The organism is Pseudomonas sp. GL_135, assembly GCF_057834665.1.
Map to the genome: position 1 here is coordinate 4,294,932 of NZ_CM174408.1, position 18,271 is coordinate 4,313,202.

The following is an 18,271-nucleotide window of genomic DNA, read 5'->3' on the forward strand; positions in this document are numbered from 1 at the left end:
GGCATCGACACCTTCGCAATCAGTTGAAAAGAGGTGTCTATCAAGCCGTATTCCACAAGGCGCAACCAGCAGAAGGAGCACTTTGAACCTGTAGGAGATCACCACGCTGCAGGGGTGATTTTCGAGAGCCGGCAAACGGCCCAGCCCCAATACCCGTCGGGGTGTTACATATGTATTTTTTGCAGATTTATTTCTTCTCGTTAAGCCGATCGCCGTAGTCGGCCCGACTCGAAAAACAGGGGAAATGCGTTTTACAGGTGAGCGCTATGAGCGGGGGGATTTGACACTGGGGATGAATCAGGAGGGGCTGCCGTGCGAGGCGGGGGACAGCAATGCGGAGCGGGCACTCGTTACGTTGCCCGCGCCTGTGCTTCGTTGATCAGTTGGTGATTACTGGGCTTCGAGCATTGAGCGCAGCATCCAGGCGGTTTTCTCATGCACCTGCATGCGCTGGGTCAGCAGATCTGCCGTTGGCTCGTCGCTGACTTTATCCAGCAACGGGAAAATCCCACGGGCAGTGCGGGTGACCGCTTCCTGGCCCTGAACCAGCGAACGAATCATGTCCTCGGCCGCAGGTACGCCCTCTTCTTCCTTGATCGACGACAAGCGCGCGTAGGTCGAATAGGTGCCCGGCGCCGGGAAGCCCAGTGCGCGGATACGTTCGGCAATCTGATCCACCGCCAGCGCCAGTTCGTTGTATTGCTCTTCAAACATCAAGTGCAGCGTACGAAAAGCCGGGCCAGTCACGTTCCAGTGAAAGTTATGGGTTTTCAGATACAACACATAGGTGTCTGCCAGCAGGCGGGAAAGACCGTCCACGATGGACTTGCGATCTTCTTCGCTGATGCCGATATCGATTGCCATGTTCAGCCCTCTTCTATGATGGTTTATTGTCAAACGACTGCCGACCACTCTACCAAGACCATTGACCCTGCGCAGCCATCTGTCGGGATTAGTTCAGCGACAACCATCGCAGTCCGACCCCACTTCCTTTAATAGAGACGATCGGCCTGGCGCGTTGTTAATCCCGGCCGCTCTGGCGCGAGCCTTTGACCGGAACAAAAAAACCGACATACAGCCACCCTCACCGGCCAACACGTGAGCTAAGCGCTTGATTTGAGTAGCTCTCGGCTTTGCTGTTAAATACAGACGCGCTGCCGCCAAAGTGCCGTCCGGCGGCAGTGCATAGGCAGGACCGACATTCGTGCATCACGCCTCCCTTTTTTCTCGAAGCGTACCGAAGGTCACCCGCTATTTCCTTGTGATCCATCTTAATGTGAGTCATCGAAATGTTGAAAATAGTCCACCTGCTAACGGGCGCAGCTGCCCTGCTGCTGTCTTTCATCCCCAGCCTGCGTAGTGAAGCGCTGTCTTCTTACCTGTCCCAACCGGATGCGCTGTATCTGGCGCTCTTCGGCCTCATCAACCTGGTGCTTGCGCCAGTGATTCCTTACTGGAACAAAGGTCCACGTCATCAACTGCAAAACCTGGTCAGCGGCTTGCTCGTGCTGGCCGTCGTGCTTCAAATCCTCACGCTGCTCGTTCCGCTCGAAACCATTGCTGGCCAACCGGCCGTTCTGGTCAGCCTGCTCGCCGTCGTCGTTGCTGTGGCATTGCACCTGGCGGTCAGCTTCTACCGGTCCTCCCCTGCGCCTGCCGCCCAGTCCCAGGATCTGGGCAATCGTGATACAGGCACGGTGAAGTGGTTCAACACCTCCAAAGGCTTCGGATTCATTTCCCGGGATTCGGGCGACGACATCTTCGTGCACTTTCGCGCCATTCGCGGTGAAGGCCATCGCGTTCTGGTCGAAGGCCAGCGTGTCGAGTTTTCGGTGATGAATCGCGACAAGGGCCTGCAAGCGGAAGACGTCATCGCTGCGCTCCCGCGCCGTTAACTTCGCCGCATAAAAAAACCGCGCTGAGAGGCGCGGTTTTTTTTGGCTGAAATTCCTGCCCGGCTCTCCTCCCTTTAATAATGAGGAGGGCGAGAGTCTTCAACGAAACCGTCGCCCTGCCCGCCCATTTCCTCCTGACGCTTGATCAGGGCGGCGATCTGTAACTCCAGACGATCAAGGCTTCGCTGCTGGGTGACCAACACGTCGTTGAGCGCTTGAATGGTATCGTCCTGAAAGGCCAGTCGACTCTCCAGCTCCATGACACGCGATTCGAGATCCATGGTCAGCCCTCCTTAAAGGTGAATGCTTCGGTCAATTCGGACTTCAGTTGCGCGCTGATCCGCGCAACCTCCTCCGGCGTATATGGCTTGGCCGGATGCTTGCCCCACACTGGCGCTGGCCAGGCCGCGTCGCCAACACGGCGAACAATGACGTGCATGTGCAGCTGATTGACCACATTGCCCAGCGCAGCAACGTTCATCTTGTCCGCCTGAAACGTGCGATCAAGTACGGCCGAGAGGGCGGTGGTTTCTTTCCATAACTGCATCTGGTCCGTTTCGGACAGTTGGAACACTTCACTGATATCTGCACACCTGGGCACCAGAATGAACCAGGGATAACTGGAATCATTGGACAGCAGCAGCGTGCACAGCGGGAAGTCGCCGATCGGTAGTGTGTCTTGCAGCAAGCGCGGATCTAGAACAAACACGAAAAATTACTCCTGATCGCCGATTTGATTCATCGAGCCGATTGACTGGCCCGAAAAGAAAGTCTTGGGTAGCGGGAAGAATACGCGCGAATTCCTGAGGATTCATCCGGCACAGCGGTTCAGAGCATTTTGCGGATTTGCTGTTGATCGATGATCACCGCAAGCCCACCCGCACTGATGGTGAGCAAAAAAAAGGCCGCGCACCGACATGAAGCAGCTTACCGCTGGCGCAGACCGCGGAAAATCAGCTAGCAGATTCCGGGCAACGCCAGTCAAGCCGGGGCCGCAGGACGCCTTTCGGGACCAGGGCTGCGTGCAGCATGCTCGCCAACTCGCCGGACTCGGCTCCAAGGAACCAATCGCAGGCAGTTGTGTAGCACGACGCACCAAAAAGACTCAGATCAAGCCCGAATATGTGACAGTCATCCGCGATTTACCCACTCCTGAGGGGTGACAGGTAACGTCAGTGACACTTGCCCGCGCTATTCTCAACAAAATTGCCGTTGCAAAGCAGGCTATCTAAAATATTTTTATCATTCAAATTCAATAGGTTGGCGCTAACATCGAATGTTTTTACAGCGCTTTCGACATTTTTTTCATGTTCGTCGAAATTTTGTGCACGGTTGTTGCTTTGTCACACACAAGCTTGAAGGCGAGCGTGTCGCAAGACAGACCGGGACCGAAGGGATGCAGCGGTGCTCAGCAAGGTAGCTGAAGTAGCTGGACTCGATGAGGGTGTAGACGAGCCCAGCATTGAACATGACCCGGTAGTTGCACGATTGAAGAATTTGGAGCTGTTCAGTACCGACATGGACAGAGCGGGCGGCGACAAGGCCGTAAAGAAATAGAAAGGATAGGTTTGTCACTATCGCCATTAATGTCAGCGTGTTGTAGATTTCGCCGACACCAAAAAGAAAGAAGCCGGCCAGATAAAAAACAGGTGGACGGCAGTACTCTTCTTAAAAACCAAAGGAGCAAAGTCACGATGAGAGTGATGAAGTGGAGCGCAATCGCACTGGCCGTTACTGCAGCCAGCACCCAATTGGCATCGGCTGCGGCATTCGTAAGCGATCAGTCCGAAGCCACTGGTTTTGTAGAGGGGAGCAAGCTCGACGTTAAGGCTCGTAACTACTATTTCAACCGCCACATCCTGCACGACGAAGGTCGCAAAGACCAACGTGACTGGACCCAAGGTTTCTGGGGCAACTTCACTTCGGGTTACACCCAGGGCCTGATCGGCGTAGGTGTCGATGCCTTCGGCTATGCCGGCTTCAAGCTTAGCGGCGACGACAAGCACTCTGGTTCCGGCAACCTGACGCTGGACACCACACCCAATTCCGACGGCTTCCGCGACAACCACGACAGCTTTGGTAAGGCCGGTGGCGCAGTCAAGTTCCGGATTTCGAAAACCGAACTCAAAATCGGTGACATGCAGCCTCAGAACCCAGTGTTTGCCGTGGGTGGCTCGCGCCTCTTGCCACAGACCGCAAGCGGCCTGAGCCTGCAGAGCAGCGAAATCTCGGGCCTGGATGTTGAAGCCGGCCACTTTTATTCGGGTACCAGCCAAAACGACACCAGCCATGACGGCGGTATTTTTGCAACTTACGCAGCGGTGGAAGCAAAATCTGCCGACTTCGGCGGCGGTAAATACTCTATTACCGACAACTTGGGCGTTGGCTTCTACTACGCCAAATTGGAAGACGTGTGGAACCAGTACTACGGCAACATCAACTACGCACTGCCGTTGACTGACGACCAGGCCCTCGCCTTCGACTTCAACATCTATAACACCAAAGATACCGGCAGTGCCAAAGCCGGGGCGATCAGCAACACCGCATGGTCGGGTTCGGCTGCTTACTCCTTCCTGGCGGCGCACACGTTGACACTGGCATTCCAGAAAGTTAACGGCAACACGCCGTTCGACTACATCGGTATCGGTGACAACAACAAAGGCGGCGACTCGATCTTCCTTGCGAACTCGATTCAATACTCCGACTTTAACGCTCCTGGCGAAAGATCGTGGCAAGGTCGTTACGACTTGAACATGGCCACCTACGGCACGCCGGGCCTGAGCTTCATGGCCCGTTACGTCAGCGGTACCAACATCGACGGCACCCGTGGCAACAACGCTATTTACTCAGGCCTTTACGGCGCTGACGGCAGCCACCACGAAACCAACGTCGAGGCCAAGTACGTCGTTCAGGCTGGCCCTGCAAAAGACCTGTCGTTCCGTATTCGTCAAGCATGGCACCGTGCCAATGCCGACGAAGGCGAAGGCGATGTCAACGAGTTCCGTCTGATCGTCGACTACCCGATTTCGGTCCTGTAATCGCACTGTCTGACACTCGTTAACGAAAAGCCCGGCCCTCGCGCCGGGCTTTTTCATGGGGGCATGTTTGACATTCCCTCCCCTCGCAACGCCCGCCCGGCCTGTACTCAGCGATACCACCACCGTACAATCCCGAATCATTTCCCAGCCACCGCAACCGACAACGGCCGACCATGCGTACCAGTCAATATTTGCTCGCCACACAGAAAGAAACGCCATCCGATGCGGTCGTGATCAGCCATCAGCTGATGCTTCGTGCCGGCATGATTCGCAAACTTGCCTCCGGTCTTTACACCTGGCTGCCCATGGGCCTGCGGGTATTGCGCAAGGTCGAAGCGGTGGTTCGTGAAGAGATGAACGCAGCGGGCGCGCTGGAAGTGTTGATGCCGGGCATTCAGCCGGCGGAGCTGTGGCAGGAGTCGGGGCGCTGGGAACAATACGGCCCTGAGCTGCTGCGTCTGAAAGACCGCCACGATCGTGACTTCTGCGCGGGCCCGACCCACGAAGAAGTCATCACCGATCTGGCTCGCAACGAACTCAACAGCTATAGACAGCTGCCGATCAATATGTACCAGATCCAGACCAAATTCCGTGACGAAATCCGCCCGCGCTTCGGTCTGATGCGCGGCCGCGAATTCATCATGAAGGACGCCTATTCCTTCCATGCGACCCAGGATTCCCTTCAGGAAACCTACGACCGCATGCATCAGGCGTACTGCAACGTCTTTACCCGCCTGGGCCTGAATTTCCGCCCTGTGGTGGCTGACAACGGTTCCATCGGTGGCGCGGGCTCCCATGAGTTCCACGTGCTGGCCGAGTCCGGCGAAGACGACATCGTGTTCAGCGATACCTCCGACTACGCTGCAAACATCGAAAAAGCCGAAGCCATTCCACGCGAAAACAGCCGCCCTGCGCCGACTGAAGAGCTGCGCCTTGTCGACACCCCGGACGCCAAGACCATCGCGGCGCTGGTCGAGCAGTTCAATCTGCCGATCGAAAAGACCGTCAAGACCCTCGTCGTGCACGCTGCCGAAGAAGGCAAGCTGATTGCGCTGATCATCCGTGGCGATCACGAGCTCAACGAAATCAAGGCCTCCAATCTGGAGCAGGTGGCCAGCCCGCTGGTCATGGCCTCAGAAGCCGAACTGCGTGACGCCATTGGCGCCGGCGCGGGTTCCCTCGGCCCGCTGAATCTGCCGCTGCCATGCATCATCGACCGCTCGGTTGAACTGATGAGCGACTTCGGCATTGGCGCCAACATCGATGACAAGCACTACTTCGGCGTCAACTGGGAGCGCGACCTGCCGGTTCCGACCGTCGCGGATCTGCGCAACGTCGTCGCCGGCGACCCGAGCCCGGATGGTCAGGGCAACGTGATCATCAAGCGCGGCATCGAAGTCGGGCACATCTTCCAGCTGGGCACCAAGTACAGCGACGCGATGAAGTGCCAGGTGTTGGGCGAGAACGGCAAGCCGGTGACGCTGACCATGGGCTGCTACGGGATTGGTGTGTCGCGGGTTGTGGCGGCCGCGATCGAGCAGAATAACGACGCAAACGGCATCATCTGGAGCGACGCACTCGCGCCTTTCCAGATTGCCCTCGTGCCGCTGCGCTACGAAACCGATGCTGTCAAGGAGGCCACCGACAAGCTGTACGCCGAACTGACGGCGGCGGGCTTTGAAGTGTTGCTGGATGACCGTGACAAGAAGACCAGTCCGGGGATCAAGTTCGCCGACATGGAACTGATCGGCATTCCGCACCGCATCGTGGTCAGCGACCGTGGCCTTGCCGAGGGCAACCTCGAGTACAAGAGCCGCACCGAAGCCGAAGCGCAGGCCCTGCCTGTTGCCGATGTGTTGTCTTTCATCAAGGACCGGATCAAGCGCTGACCGGGGTTGCGCGCCTGCGACTGTGCAGGCGCGCATTCACCCGCCACGCCTCTGCGATGCGCCTTACCTGCACCTAGAGATCTCATGTTCAAGCGAAATCCCTCACGTCTCGCAGGCGCTGTGTTGTGCACCAGCCTGTTTCTCGGCGGCTGTGCCAATCAACTGTCTCAACGCAGCGAGCATGAAGAACGTGTCGAGCGCAAACTGCTCGACCACAGTTTTCAGGTCGACCTCGGCGAACCCAAGACGCTGGAATTGCCCCAGCGCCGGATACGCATTCACGAGTTGAAAACCTTCGACATCACCGAATTCGAGGTCACCCGGCACTACGACCGATACACGCCGTATCAGCCGTGGCGGGAAGTCTATGAAATCCCGCTGGGCGCCGTTGCCATCGTTGCGGGCATTGGCGCGAACGTGGTCAACGTGTTGACGCTCGGCAGCCTGCCCGACAGCGTGACCAAGGACTGGCTCACTTACGGCGTCGCCGGCGTCAACCCGTTCATGAACGCACCCTCCCATGGGCGTGCGCAGCAAAACCTGGCCGGCATCGACGAGGTCCAGCGCGATCATCGCGTCGAGCATTCAAGCCTGCCCTGGAGTGACGCGCCGGTTGAAGTCACTGCGGGCAAAGAGACCCATGAGCTGACGACGGACCGTAACGGGGGGCTGCGCGTCAACCTGCTGGACAGCCCGTTCGCCGAACAGAACCTCAGTTATGTCACCCAACTGAACATCAAAGTGCAGGATGACCAGAGCAACGTCCAGGCAACCGCCACGTTGCCACTGAGCAAATCACTGCGCGGCAAGCTGATTGAAGCCCACGACCTGATCTACGACGATCTGGAAGACGACGAGGTGAGCCAGTGGGTGCATCGCGTCAAGCGTCTGTCGGAACTAGGCCTTGAAGACGAAGCCAGTGAGCTGGAACAGTCCCTGATCGAGCTGACCCGCAACGATCCGCAACTGCAGCACGAATTCCTTCGGTCACTGGCCAAAGACGCTGGCCGACTGGTCGCGGTACCGCCGGGCAGTGAATAACCTCAGCTGAACAGCTCCAACTGCTCGTGGGCAGCCCGAAGGTCATGAAGGCGCACGCCAATTCCCAGCAATCGCACCGGTTTGCCGCCGCGTGCGAAGGCCTGGGTCAAGAGTTGCTCATAACTGCTCAAGTCCCGCCCTGCTCCCGCCTGTTCCAGCGTTGTCTGAGTGAAGTCGTGAAACTTGACCTTCACGAACGGCTTGCCGGGGCGGTAAAGGCTATCGATCCGCGCAATCCGGTCGTTCAACGTTTCCAACAATGCCGGCAGCCTCAACAGACAACTGGCGAGATCCGGCAGATCGGTGTCGTAGGTGTTTTCGACACTGACCGACTGGCGCCGATTGTCGTTCTGCACGGGCCGCTCATCGACGCCATGGGCCAGGTTCCACAGCCGCTCGCCGAATGAGCCGAATTCGCGCACCAGCGACAGTTTGCTCCAGCTGCGTAAATCGGTGCAGGTAACAATGCCGAGACGGCCAAGCTTGTCGGCAGTCACTTTGCCAACGCCGTGCAGTTTGGACACCGGCAGTTGGGAGACAAACTCTTCGATCTGATCGGGCGTGATCACGAACAGCCCATTCGGCTTTTTCCAGTCGCTGGCGATCTTGGCCAAAAACTTGTTTGGGGCGACGCCGGCGGAAACCGTGATGTGCAACTGATTGGAGACCCGGCGGCGAATGTCCTGGGCGATACGCGTTGCGCTGCCGGCGAAGTGCTCGCATTCCGTGACATCCAGGTAAGCCTCGTCCAACGACAGCGGCTCGATCAGGTCGGTGTAATCGCGGAAGATGGTCTGGATCTCTTTCGAGGCTTCTTTATAGGCATCCATCCTCGGCTTGACGATGGTGAGGTCCGGGCACAGCGTCAGTGCATGCCTGGACGACATCGCCGAGCGGATGCCGTAGGCCCGGGCCTCGTAGTTGCAGGTGGCGATCACGCCACGCCGTTCTGCCGATCCACCGACTGCCAGCGGCTTGCCAGCCAGACGCGGATCGTCGCGCATCTCAATAGCGGCGTAGAAGCAATCACAATCGATATGGATGATTTTGCGCTGCGGCATCACATAGGGTCGTAGGAAAACAGGCGCGCAGTATCTCATTCACGGGCCTGTCTGACACTGAATATGCCTCATTCCCTACGGAATGTACCCCTCACTAAACCCGCCCCAAACGCGCTGAAAGCGAGGCGCGCCGCAGCTGGCCGCCACAGGCCCAATGCTAACCGCTTGAAGAAAAAGCATTTTTTTCCGCCGTTTGCTTGACACCCCGGCGATCCTCTGTAGAATGCCGCCACACAGACGCGGGATGGAGCAGTCTGGTAGCTCGTCGGGCTCATAACCCGAAGGTCGTCGGTTCAAATCCGGCTCCCGCAACCAAACATCAAAAAAGGCTACTCGAAAGAGTGGCCTTTTTTGTGGGCGTCATTTGAGCATGCCTGCTCCCTTCGCTATCTCCCTCTCCCCTTCATATAAATGAAACAAGGCCCGCGGATGATGCCCACCTGTCTCTGGGCGCGGATTGCGATAAAAGCCTTGTCCAACCGCCACTTAGGCCTGCCGACCCCGCCGCTTCGCTTATTTTTTCGATCGCTGGCATTAAAGGTTGACACTTTGTCGTTCGACTGTAGAATGCCGCCACACAGACGCGGGATGGAGCAGTCTGGTAGCTCGTCGGGCTCATAACCCGAAGGTCGTCGGTTCAAATCCGGCTCCCGCAACCAACATCTAAAAAGGCTACTCGAAAGAGTGGCCTTTTTTTTGCCTCGCTGAAAGTTCACGAACAGCGGGCCGGAATCCTTGTCACATCCCCACTACCGGGGTGCGTTCATCCGAGAGGTCTTGTTACTGTATGTTGCCGGGCGATAGTTTTGATCTCCCCTGCCGATACGCTGGCCAGCGACTGAACCTAGACTGAACGGCCACCGATACGTATCCGTGGTATTCGCCCGTTAGACGTTGAAGCGCTAACATCCTGAATTATTTTTTGCGTAGGGATTGGTAACTTGGCTGTATACCTCCATCCTGTCGCGCACGATCCAAGGAGTGATTGATGCGCGCCAACCCGTCCGACACAAATGAAGCAGTGACGGAGAATCCTCCGGCGCCCCCAAAACGACTGCGTCTACGCGAACTGGTGAGCAAGTATCGTCAACCCATCGGCTTGGGCGTCACGATCCTTCTGTTTGCCGTTGCCCTGATCGCCTGCCGGCACATGCTGACCGAGCTGGACATCTACGCGCTCCAGGACTCGCTGCTCAGTGTGCCTGTGCCTTCTCTGGCTGGCGCGGTGCTCGCGACAGCCATCGGTTTCGTGATTCTGCTGGGCTACGAGTGGTCCGCCAGTCGCTACGCCAATGTCGATCTGCCGCCGAAGTCGCTGATCATGGGCGGGTTTTGCGCGTTCGCCATCGGTAACGCAGTAGGCCTGTCGATGCTGTCCGGCGGCTCGGTTCGCTACCGTCTCTACTCGCGATTGGGACTGGGTGCAGGCGAAGTTGCCCACATGACGCTCTTTGCCAGCCTGTCATTGGGTTGCGCACTTCCTCCACTGGCTGCACTCGCAACCTTGAGTGACCTGCCCTCCGCTTCGCTGGCACTGCATGTGTCGGTGCCGGTATTGGCAACCGCAGCGGTTGCGGTGCTGGCGATCAGCGTAATCCTGGGTTACGCGATCTATCGCCGACGCTTGCCGGAACAGACGATCCCGCATAACTTGCTGGTCCGCGCCGGACGCCGCACCCTGCGTCTGCCGGGCGTACGGCTGACCCTGATGCAACTGGTGATCACCGCGCTGGACGTCGCCGCCGCTGCCGCCGTCCTTTATCTGTTGTTGCCCTCTGCCCCGCCCTTCGGCGCATTCCTGCTGGTTTACCTGCTGGCCCTGGCCGCCGGCGTTCTCAGCCACGTGCCCGGCGGGGTCGGCGTCTTTGAAGCCATTCTGCTCGCCGCCTTTGCCGACGAGTTGGGCGCCGCACCGCTGGCCGCCGCGTTGCTGCTGTATCGCCTGATCTATGTGGTGATGCCGCTGCTCATCGCCTGTCTGGTTCTGCTTTACAGCGAGGCCAAGCGACTGTTGTTCGCGCAACAAGCCATGCGCGTTGCTTCAGGGCTGGGCGCCCCGATTCTGGCGCTGCTGGTGTTTCTCTCTGGCGTGGTACTGCTGTTTTCCGGCTCGACTCCCGAGATCGACACCCGTCTGGAGAGCCTCGGATTTCTCATTCCCCATCGACTGATCGACGCTTCGCACTTCGGCGCCAGCCTGATTGGCGTGCTTTGCCTGTTGCTCGCACAGGGTCTGCGTCGACGTCTTTCGGCGGCGTGGATGCTGACCACCATCCTGTTGTTTGTGGGCTCCATTCTGTCGATCCTCAAGGGTTTCGACTGGGAGGAAGCGAGCCTGCTGCTGCTGACCGCGTGCCTGCTGGCGATCTTCCGTCGCTCGTTCTACCGGCCGAGCCGCTTGCTGGAATTGCCGTTTTCGCCGCTGTATCTGGTCGCCAGTGTCTGCGTACTGGGCGCTTCGATCTGGCTGCTGCTGTTCGCCTATCAGGACGTGCCGTACAGCCATCAGTTGTGGTGGCAGTTCACGCTGGACGCCGACGCACCTCGCGGCCTGCGTTCGGCGCTGGGCAGCGCGGTGTTGCTGCTGATCGTCTCGCTGACCTGGCTGCTGCGCACCGCACGCCCTGTGATCAACCTGCCGGACGAAGCGCAACTGGCCAAAGCGGCGGAGATCATCAAAGCGTCCAGCCAGCCCGATGGCGGCCTGGTGCTAACCGGCGACAAAGCCGTGCTGATGCACCCGGACGGCAACGCTTTTCTGATGTACGCCCATCGCGGCCGCAGTCTTGTTGCGCTGTACGATCCGATCGGCCCGACCCAGCAACGGGCCGAGCTGATCTGGCAGTTCCGCGATCTGTGCGACGTTCACCATGCCCGCCCCGTGTTCTATCAGGTGCGTGCCGAGAACCTGCCGTTCTATATGGACATCGGCCTGACCGCGATCAAGCTGGGCGAAGAAGCAAGGGTCGATCTGCTCAAGTTCGACATCGAAGCCAAGGGCAAGGAAATGAAAGACCTGCGCTACACCTGGAATCGGGGTGGGCGCGACGGCCTTTCGCTGGAAATCTACGAAGTGGGCCAGGCGCCCATGGAAGAGCTGAAAGTGATTTCCGATGCGTGGCTGTTGGGCAAGAACGTGCGCGAGAAAGGCTTCTCACTGGGCCGCTTCAGCCTGGATTACCTCAAGCATTTCCGCATCGCCATCGTCCACTTCCAGGGCAAACCGGTCGCGTTCTCCAATCTGCTGGAGACCTCGCGCAATGACCTGGCGAGCCTGGACCTCATGCGCTCGCACCCGGAAGCGCCAAAGCTGACCATGGAATTCATGATGGTCGGGCTGATCCTGCATTACAAAAAAGAAGGTTACGCCCGCTTCAGCCTCGGCATGGTGCCGTTGTCCGGGTTGCAACCACGGCGGGGCGCACCCCTGACCCAGCGTTTGGGTTCGATGGTGTTCAGTCGCGGTGAGCAGCTTTACAACTTCCAGGGCCTGCGCCGTTTCAAAGACAAATTCCAGCCTGACTGGGAACCTCGTTATATGGCCGTGCCCGCAGGACTTGATCCGCTGGTGGCACTGGCAGATACCGCCGCCCTGATCGCGGGCGGCCTGACTGGATTGGTGAAACGCTGATGATTCAACGCTACTGGCGCTTTTTGCTCGCAGCCCTGGTAATTCTGGTGGTGGCATTGGGTTTCTGGCTGTGGAACCGCCCCGCCGCGCAACCTACTCTGGAACACATCACGCTGGATGACGGCTCTGCGCTGATCCGCGTAGTGCCCTCGACCAAGGTGAAAACCCAGGTCGCGCTGGCCGTTACCACTGAAGAATCACTGACCGAAAAGCAACTGCTCGCTCTGAGCTATGACGCTTCGGCCCGAGTCATTCAAGTGACGCTGCCGAAGGACGACTGCCAGCTTCAGGCAAAGACCTTCAATGCCGCGCTGCAACAGCTCGACGGCGCTCCGGATCTGGTCGCCGGGGTCGGATCAGGCGCTTCCCTGGCCTGGCGCTGGCTGGCCGGTCAGGACAACGACAACGCGCGGGCCATCTCGGTCGGCTTCGTCCGCGATCAGCCGGGTTGCACTGACCCTGTGCCGAAGGCCGCCGCCCACGGCAAGTGGACGGTCGCCTGGAACGACGGCCCCGACGACGAAAGCGCCACACTGGTCCGTGACGCACCCAACACCGAAACAAGCATCAGCGACTACGACATCAAGTACCCGCAGGTGCTGAACAACGAAGTGCGCCGTCGCCTGATTGGGGGTGACGACAACGGCGGCCTGAACATACCTGTGGTTGAGGTGCCGTCTTCACAGCCCTCTGACACGGTGACACTGTTCCTCTCCGGCGACGGTGGCTGGCGCGACCTCGACAAAGACGTGGCAGGCGACATGGCGAAAATGGGCGGCTACCCGGTCGTCGGCATCGACACCCTGCGTTACTACTGGGAGCACAAATCGCCTGAACAAACCGCCGCTGACCTGACTGAGCTGATGGCCCATTACCGGCAGAAATGGGGTGCCAAGCACTTTGTGCTTGCCGGCTACTCCTTCGGCGCCGACGTGCTGCCAGCGATCTACAACAGTTTGCCGGAAGAAGACAAGGCGCGGGTCGACGGCATCATCCTGCTCGCCTTCGCCCGCACTGGCAGCTTCGAGATTGCCGTCGAAGGCTGGTTGGGCGCTGCCGGCAAAGAAGCCGCGACAGGGCCTGAAATGGCCAAGCTGCCCGGGGATAAGGTGTTATGCGTCTACGGCATCGAAGAGAAGGATGAAAGCGGTTGTACGGAAACCACCGCGCCTGGCGAGAAGATGCAGCTGCCCGGTGGCCATCACTTCGACGAAGACTACCCGGCCCTGGCCAAGCGCCTGAGTGCAGTGATCGACAAGTGGAAAGGCAAAGAGCCCGCTGCCGAGTAATCACCCGCCCATAAAAAATCCCCGCTCTCTTGCGATTGCGGGGATTTTTTTGTTTTCGGGGTCTGCTCAAGCCGGGCACCACCTGGAATACGCGCCATCCTTGCGGGACCGGCTTCAGCCGGGAAGAGGCCTGTATGTACACCATCAATCCCGCGTCGGACCGCCTGACGCCTTCCCGGCTAGAGGCGGTCCTACAATGGCCCGGTTGCGCCAATCCCATTGGATGCACGCATTTCCCGTAGGACCGGCTTTAGCCGGGAAGAGGCCGGTGCATACACCATCAATCCTGCAGCGCGGCACTAAACGCCTTCCCGGCTAAAGCCGGTCCCACAAAAGCTGGAGTTGCTTACATCTCCACCTGCGTACCCAGTTCGATCACGCGGTTGAACGGCAGCTTGAAGAAACGCAAATTGCCGTTGGCGTTCTTCAACATGAACGCGAACAGACCCTCGCGCCAGCGGGCCATGCCCACCAGTTTCGAGGAGACCACGGTTTCGCGGCTGAGAAAGTAGGTCGTGCGCATCGGACTGAAATCCAGTTCCGACAAGTGACACAGGCTCAGCGCCGCCGGCACGTCCGGCTCGTCGATGAAACCGAAATGCAGGATCACCCGATAGAAGCCCTCGCCGAACACCTCGACCTCGAAACGCTGCGCAGCGGGCACCCGCGGGGTGTCTTCGTACACAACAGTCAGCAACACCACCTGCTCATGCAGCACCTGGTTGTGCAGAAGGTTATGCAACAGCGCATGGGGAACGGCGTCCGCACGCGCCGTGAGAAACACTGCCGTGCCCTGAACGCGATGGGGCGGCTGCACGCGAATACTGCTGATGAAGATCGGCAGCGGCAGACCGCCTTCGTCGATGCGTTCCACCAGCAGCTGTTTGCCGCGCTTCCAGGTGGTCATCAGGATGAACAGCGCGATCCCCGCCAGGAATGGAAACGCCCCGCCCTGAACAACTTTTGGCACGTTGGCGGCGAAGAACATACCGTCCACGAACAGACATCCGACCAAAATCGGCACCGCGATCAGCGGCGGCCATTTCCAGGCCAGCAGCATGACCGACGCCACCAGAATCGTTGTGCAGAGCATCGTGCCGGTCACCGCCACGCCGTAGGCCGAGGCCAAAGCGCCGGAGGACTCGAAGCCCAGCACGAGCAGGATCACCCCAACCATCAGCGCCCAGTTCACCGCACCGATGTAGATCTGCCCTTGGGCGTCGCTCGACGTGTGCTGGATGTACATGCGCGGGATGTAGCCGAGCTGAATTGCCTGCAGCGTCATCGAAAACGCCCCGGAAATCACGGCCTGGGAAGCAATAATGGTCGCCAGCGTGGACAGGGCGATCAAGGGCAACAAGGCCCAACTCGGCGCCAGCAGGTAGAACGGGTTGCGCACCGCTTCAGGGTCTTGAATCACCAGGGCGCCCTGACCGAAGTAGTTCAACACCAGTGCCGGCAAGACCAGTGCGAACCACGCGCGGGAGATCGGCTTGCGACCGAAGTGTCCCATGTCCGCGTAGAGCGCCTCGGCACCGGTCAGTGCGAGCACCACAGCGCCCAGGACCGAGACGCCAATGCCGGGATGATCAATAAAGAAGCGCACCGCCCACACCGGATTGACCGCGTGCAGCACTTCCGGCTGCTGGAGGATGCCGTGAACGCCAAGTACCCCGAGGGTCACGAACCACAACACCATGATCGGGCCGAACATCACGCCGATCCGCGCAGTGCCGTGACGCTGAATCAAAAACAGCGCCACCAGCACGACCAACGCGATCGGCACCACCCAGTGCTCCAGTCCGTCAAAGGCCAGCTCCATGCCCTCCACCGCGGACAGCACCGAAATTGCCGGGGTAATCATGCTGTCGCCGTAAAACAGCGCCGCACCGAACAGGCCGAAGACGATCATGCTTGCCTGCAGCTTCGGGTATTTGGCTGAAGCCCTTCGCGCCAGCGCCGTCAGCGCCATGATGCCGCCCTCGCCGTCGTTGTCGGCGCGCAGCACCAAGGCCATGTATTTGAAGGAGACCACCCAGATCAGTGACCAGAAGATCAGCGACAGAATGCCCAGTACGGCGTCGTGACCGGCTTGTACGCCATAGCCGCCGACGAAAACCTCTTTAATGGTGTACAGCGGGCTGGTACCGATGTCGCCATAGGCTACACCCACCGCGCCCACCAGCAGACTCAACGGTTTCGCCGAAGAATGCCCGACCTCTGCCTGACTCGTTGCGTGACCCATTTACCACTCCTGAAACCATGACTCGAGCACCGCGATCCGGCGTTGTCGGATTGACCCACGCCGCACCGGTAAATTCCGATGTGCCCGGCTCCCTTGGGGTGCCGGGCGTAGCGCCGCGAAGCATAGCGCAGCACTCGTCGTAATTCTCTGTATAACACTGGTCAATCGTTTGATGCGCCGCTAGAATTGCGCACTTTTTGATCAGAGGCGCCCCAAGCGCCCAGTCAGTGACTCGGCCAAACGCCGGGCATCCTACGCCGAGGTTAGTCAATGTCCACCGTCACCACGTCTGCCGCCCCCAAGGTCGGCTTTGTCAGCCTCGGTTGCCCGAAGGCCCTGGTTGATTCCGAACGCATCCTGACCCAGCTGCGCATGGAAGGCTATCAGGTCGTTCCGACTTACCAGGACGCTGACGTGGTCGTGGTCAACACCTGCGGCTTCATCGACAGCGCCAAGGCTGAATCCCTCGAAACCATTGGCGAGGCGCTGGCCGAGAACGGCAAAGTGATCGTCACCGGCTGCATGGGCGTGGACGAAAGCGTGATTCGTAATGTCCACCCGAGCGTACTGGCCGTCACCGGTCCGCAGCAATACGAGCAAGTGGTCAATGCCGTCCACGACGCCGCGCCACCTAAGCTCGATCACAACCCGCTGATCGATCTGGTGCCGCCGCAAGGGGTCAAGCTGACCCCGCGTCATTACGCGTACCTGAAGATTTCCGAAGGCTGCAACCACAGCTGCAGCTTCTGCATCATCCCGTCCATGCGCGGCAAACTGGTCAGCCGCCCGATTGGCGACGTGCTCGACGAAGCCCAGCGTCTGGTCAAAGCCGGCGTGAAAGAGCTGCTGGTGATTTCCCAGGACACCAGCGCCTACGGCGTCGACATCAAGTACCGCACCGGTTTCTGGAACGGCCAGCCAGTCCGCACGCGCATGACCGAGCTGTGCCAGGCCCTGAGTTCGCTGGGTGTGTGGGTACGCCTGCACTACGTTTACCCGTATCCGCACGTCGACGAAATCATTCCGTTGATGGCGGCGGGCAAGATCCTGCCGTACCTGGACATCCCGTTCCAGCACGCCAGCCCGAAGATCCTCAAGCTGATGAAACGCCCGGCCTTCGAAGACAAGACCCTGGCGCGCATCAAGAACTGGCGCGAACAGTGCCCGGACCTGATCATCCGCTCGACTTTCATCGTCGGCTTCCCGGGCGAAACCGAAGAAGATTTCCAGTACCTGCTGGACTGGCTGACTGAAGCCCAACTCGATCGCGTCGGTTGCTTCCAGTACTCCCCTGTCGAGGGCGCGCCGGCGAATCTGCTGGATGCGCCGATCGTGCCGGACGACATCAAGCAGGATCGCTGGGACCGCTTCATGGCGCACCAGCAAGCCATCAGCGCCGCACGCTTGCAGATGAAGATCGGCAAGGAAATCGAAGTGCTGATCGACGAAGTGGACGAGCAGGGTTTCGTCGGCCGTTCGTTCTTCGATGCGCCGGAAATCGACGGCAACGTGTTTGTCGAAAGCGATCGCGACTTCAAGCCAGGCGACAAGGTCATGTGCCGCGTGGTGGATGCTGATGAGTACGACCTGTGGGCTGAGCCGATCTAACGCTCAAGCGCCGGTTCCAACACCGTTCCGCCTCAAACAGCCCCGCCCGTAAAACGGCGGGGTTTGTTTTTTCTGGCTATCGTCCCCACATCAGGATCACTACCCAGGGAGCAGCGGAAACGTGACTCACCCATCGGTCATTTATCTGCCCAGGCAGCACGACTTCGCCGAACTCACCCGGGTCTGGGAAGCCTCCGTGCGCGCGACCCATGACTTTCTGGCCGAGAACTACATCACGCTGCTCCGGCACCTGCTGGAAACCCAGTACCTGGGCGCCGTGAACCTGTTCTGCACCCGCGACTCCCACCTGCACATCACCGGTTTTGCCGGCACCACGCCCGGCAAGCTGGAAATGCTGTTTATCGCCCCCGATCACCGCGGCATGGGACTGGGCAAGCAACTGCTGGACTATGCGCTCGAGCATTTCCATATCACCGAGCTGGACGTGAACGAACAGAATGGCCAGGCACTGGGCTTTTATGAACGACAGGGATTTGAGGTGGTGGGCCGGACCGAGCTGGACGGGCTCGGCCGACCGCATCCGATATTGCGGATGCGGCTCAAGGTCATCTGA

General features: G+C 59.3%; 13 protein-coding genes, 2 tRNA genes and 1 pseudogene. 11 read left to right on the forward strand and 5 right to left on the reverse strand.

Annotated features, from left to right (window positions below):
* Positions 1-390: 390 nt before the first annotated feature.
* The gene (locus tag AC3ISG_RS19065; protein ID WP_074893279.1) at positions 391-864 is read right to left on the reverse strand and encodes a Dps family protein; all 474 of its coding nucleotides are present in this window, start codon (positions 862-864) and stop codon (positions 391-393) included.
* Between the two features lie 425 nt (positions 865-1,289).
* On the opposite strand from AC3ISG_RS19065, the pseudogene AC3ISG_RS19070 reads away from it, so the two are divergent.
* A pseudogene (locus AC3ISG_RS19070) lies at positions 1,290-1,565 on the forward strand (cold shock domain-containing protein membrane protein); the annotation flags it as partial.
* A 108-nt stretch (positions 1,566-1,673) separates the two neighbouring features.
* Entirely contained in the window at positions 1,674-1,895 is a 222-nt protein-coding gene (locus AC3ISG_RS19075) for a cold shock domain-containing protein (RefSeq protein ID WP_004667445.1), read from the forward strand.
* Between the two features lie 74 nt (positions 1,896-1,969).
* Here AC3ISG_RS19075 and AC3ISG_RS19080 read toward each other — a convergent pair whose 3' ends face one another.
* Positions 1,970-2,176 carry a SlyX family protein gene (locus AC3ISG_RS19080; protein WP_122623041.1) on the reverse strand — a complete coding sequence of 69 codons (207 nt, stop codon included), beginning with the start codon at positions 2,174-2,176 and terminating at the stop codon, positions 1,970-1,972.
* Between the two features lie 2 nt (positions 2,177-2,178).
* Positions 2,179-2,604, reverse strand: coding sequence for an HIT domain-containing protein (locus tag AC3ISG_RS19085; RefSeq protein ID WP_272633380.1), 426 nt, complete (start codon positions 2,602-2,604; stop codon positions 2,179-2,181).
* 985 nt (positions 2,605-3,589) lie between these two features.
* Here AC3ISG_RS19085 and AC3ISG_RS19090 point away from each other — a divergent pair.
* The 3 genes from AC3ISG_RS19090 to AC3ISG_RS19100 all read left to right on the forward strand — a co-directional run bounded on the left by AC3ISG_RS19090 (position 3,590) and on the right by AC3ISG_RS19100 (position 7,863).
* Positions 3,590-4,933, forward strand: coding sequence for an OprD family porin (locus AC3ISG_RS19090; RefSeq protein WP_489297709.1), 1,344 nt, complete (start codon positions 3,590-3,592; stop codon positions 4,931-4,933).
* Between the two features lie 173 nt (positions 4,934-5,106).
* Positions 5,107-6,822: a proline--tRNA ligase gene (locus AC3ISG_RS19095; RefSeq protein WP_489297710.1), complete on the forward strand. Its 1,716-nt coding sequence runs from the start codon at positions 5,107-5,109 to the stop codon at positions 6,820-6,822.
* A gap of 84 nt (positions 6,823-6,906) precedes the next feature.
* Positions 6,907-7,863: a hypothetical protein gene (locus tag AC3ISG_RS19100; RefSeq protein ID WP_489297711.1), complete on the forward strand. Its 957-nt coding sequence runs from the start codon at positions 6,907-6,909 to the stop codon at positions 7,861-7,863.
* A gap of 2 nt (positions 7,864-7,865) precedes the next feature.
* On the opposite strand, the gene dinB is transcribed toward AC3ISG_RS19100, so the two are convergent.
* Positions 7,866-8,924, reverse strand: a complete 1,059-nt coding sequence (gene dinB, locus AC3ISG_RS19105; RefSeq protein WP_122537403.1) for a DNA polymerase IV — start codon at positions 8,922-8,924, stop codon at positions 7,866-7,868.
* 238 nt (positions 8,925-9,162) lie between these two features.
* Between dinB and AC3ISG_RS19110 the strand changes: the two genes are divergently transcribed.
* The 4 genes from AC3ISG_RS19110 (at position 9,163) to AC3ISG_RS19125 (ending at position 13,844) form a co-directional block, all read left to right on the forward strand.
* Positions 9,163-9,239 (forward strand) — tRNA-Met (locus AC3ISG_RS19110).
* 267 nt (positions 9,240-9,506) lie between these two features.
* Positions 9,507-9,583: transfer RNA gene (locus AC3ISG_RS19115), tRNA-Met, on the forward strand.
* Between the two features lie 329 nt (positions 9,584-9,912).
* Entirely contained in the window at positions 9,913-12,555 is a 2,643-nt protein-coding gene (gene mprF / locus AC3ISG_RS19120) for a bifunctional lysylphosphatidylglycerol flippase/synthetase MprF (protein ID WP_122537402.1), read from the forward strand.
* Positions 12,555-13,844, forward strand: coding sequence for a virulence factor family protein (locus AC3ISG_RS19125; RefSeq protein ID WP_489297712.1), 1,290 nt, complete (start codon positions 12,555-12,557; stop codon positions 13,842-13,844). The genes mprF and AC3ISG_RS19125 overlap by 1 nt, the downstream gene beginning before the upstream one ends.
* Positions 13,845-14,190: 346 nt before the next feature.
* Here the strand turns inward: AC3ISG_RS19125 and AC3ISG_RS19130 are convergent, their stop codons facing one another.
* Positions 14,191-16,089 (reverse strand): potassium transporter Kup, encoded by a 1,899-nt coding sequence (locus AC3ISG_RS19130; RefSeq protein ID WP_122537400.1) that lies wholly within the window; start codon positions 16,087-16,089, stop codon positions 14,191-14,193.
* A 270-nt stretch (positions 16,090-16,359) separates the two neighbouring features.
* Here AC3ISG_RS19130 and rimO point away from each other — a divergent pair, with 270 nt between their 5' ends.
* Positions 16,360-17,697, forward strand: coding sequence for a 30S ribosomal protein S12 methylthiotransferase RimO (gene rimO / locus AC3ISG_RS19135; RefSeq protein ID WP_065989766.1), 1,338 nt, complete (start codon positions 16,360-16,362; stop codon positions 17,695-17,697).
* A 121-nt stretch (positions 17,698-17,818) separates the two neighbouring features.
* Positions 17,819-18,271, forward strand: a complete 453-nt coding sequence (locus tag AC3ISG_RS19140; RefSeq protein WP_489297713.1) for a GNAT family N-acetyltransferase — start codon at positions 17,819-17,821, stop codon at positions 18,269-18,271.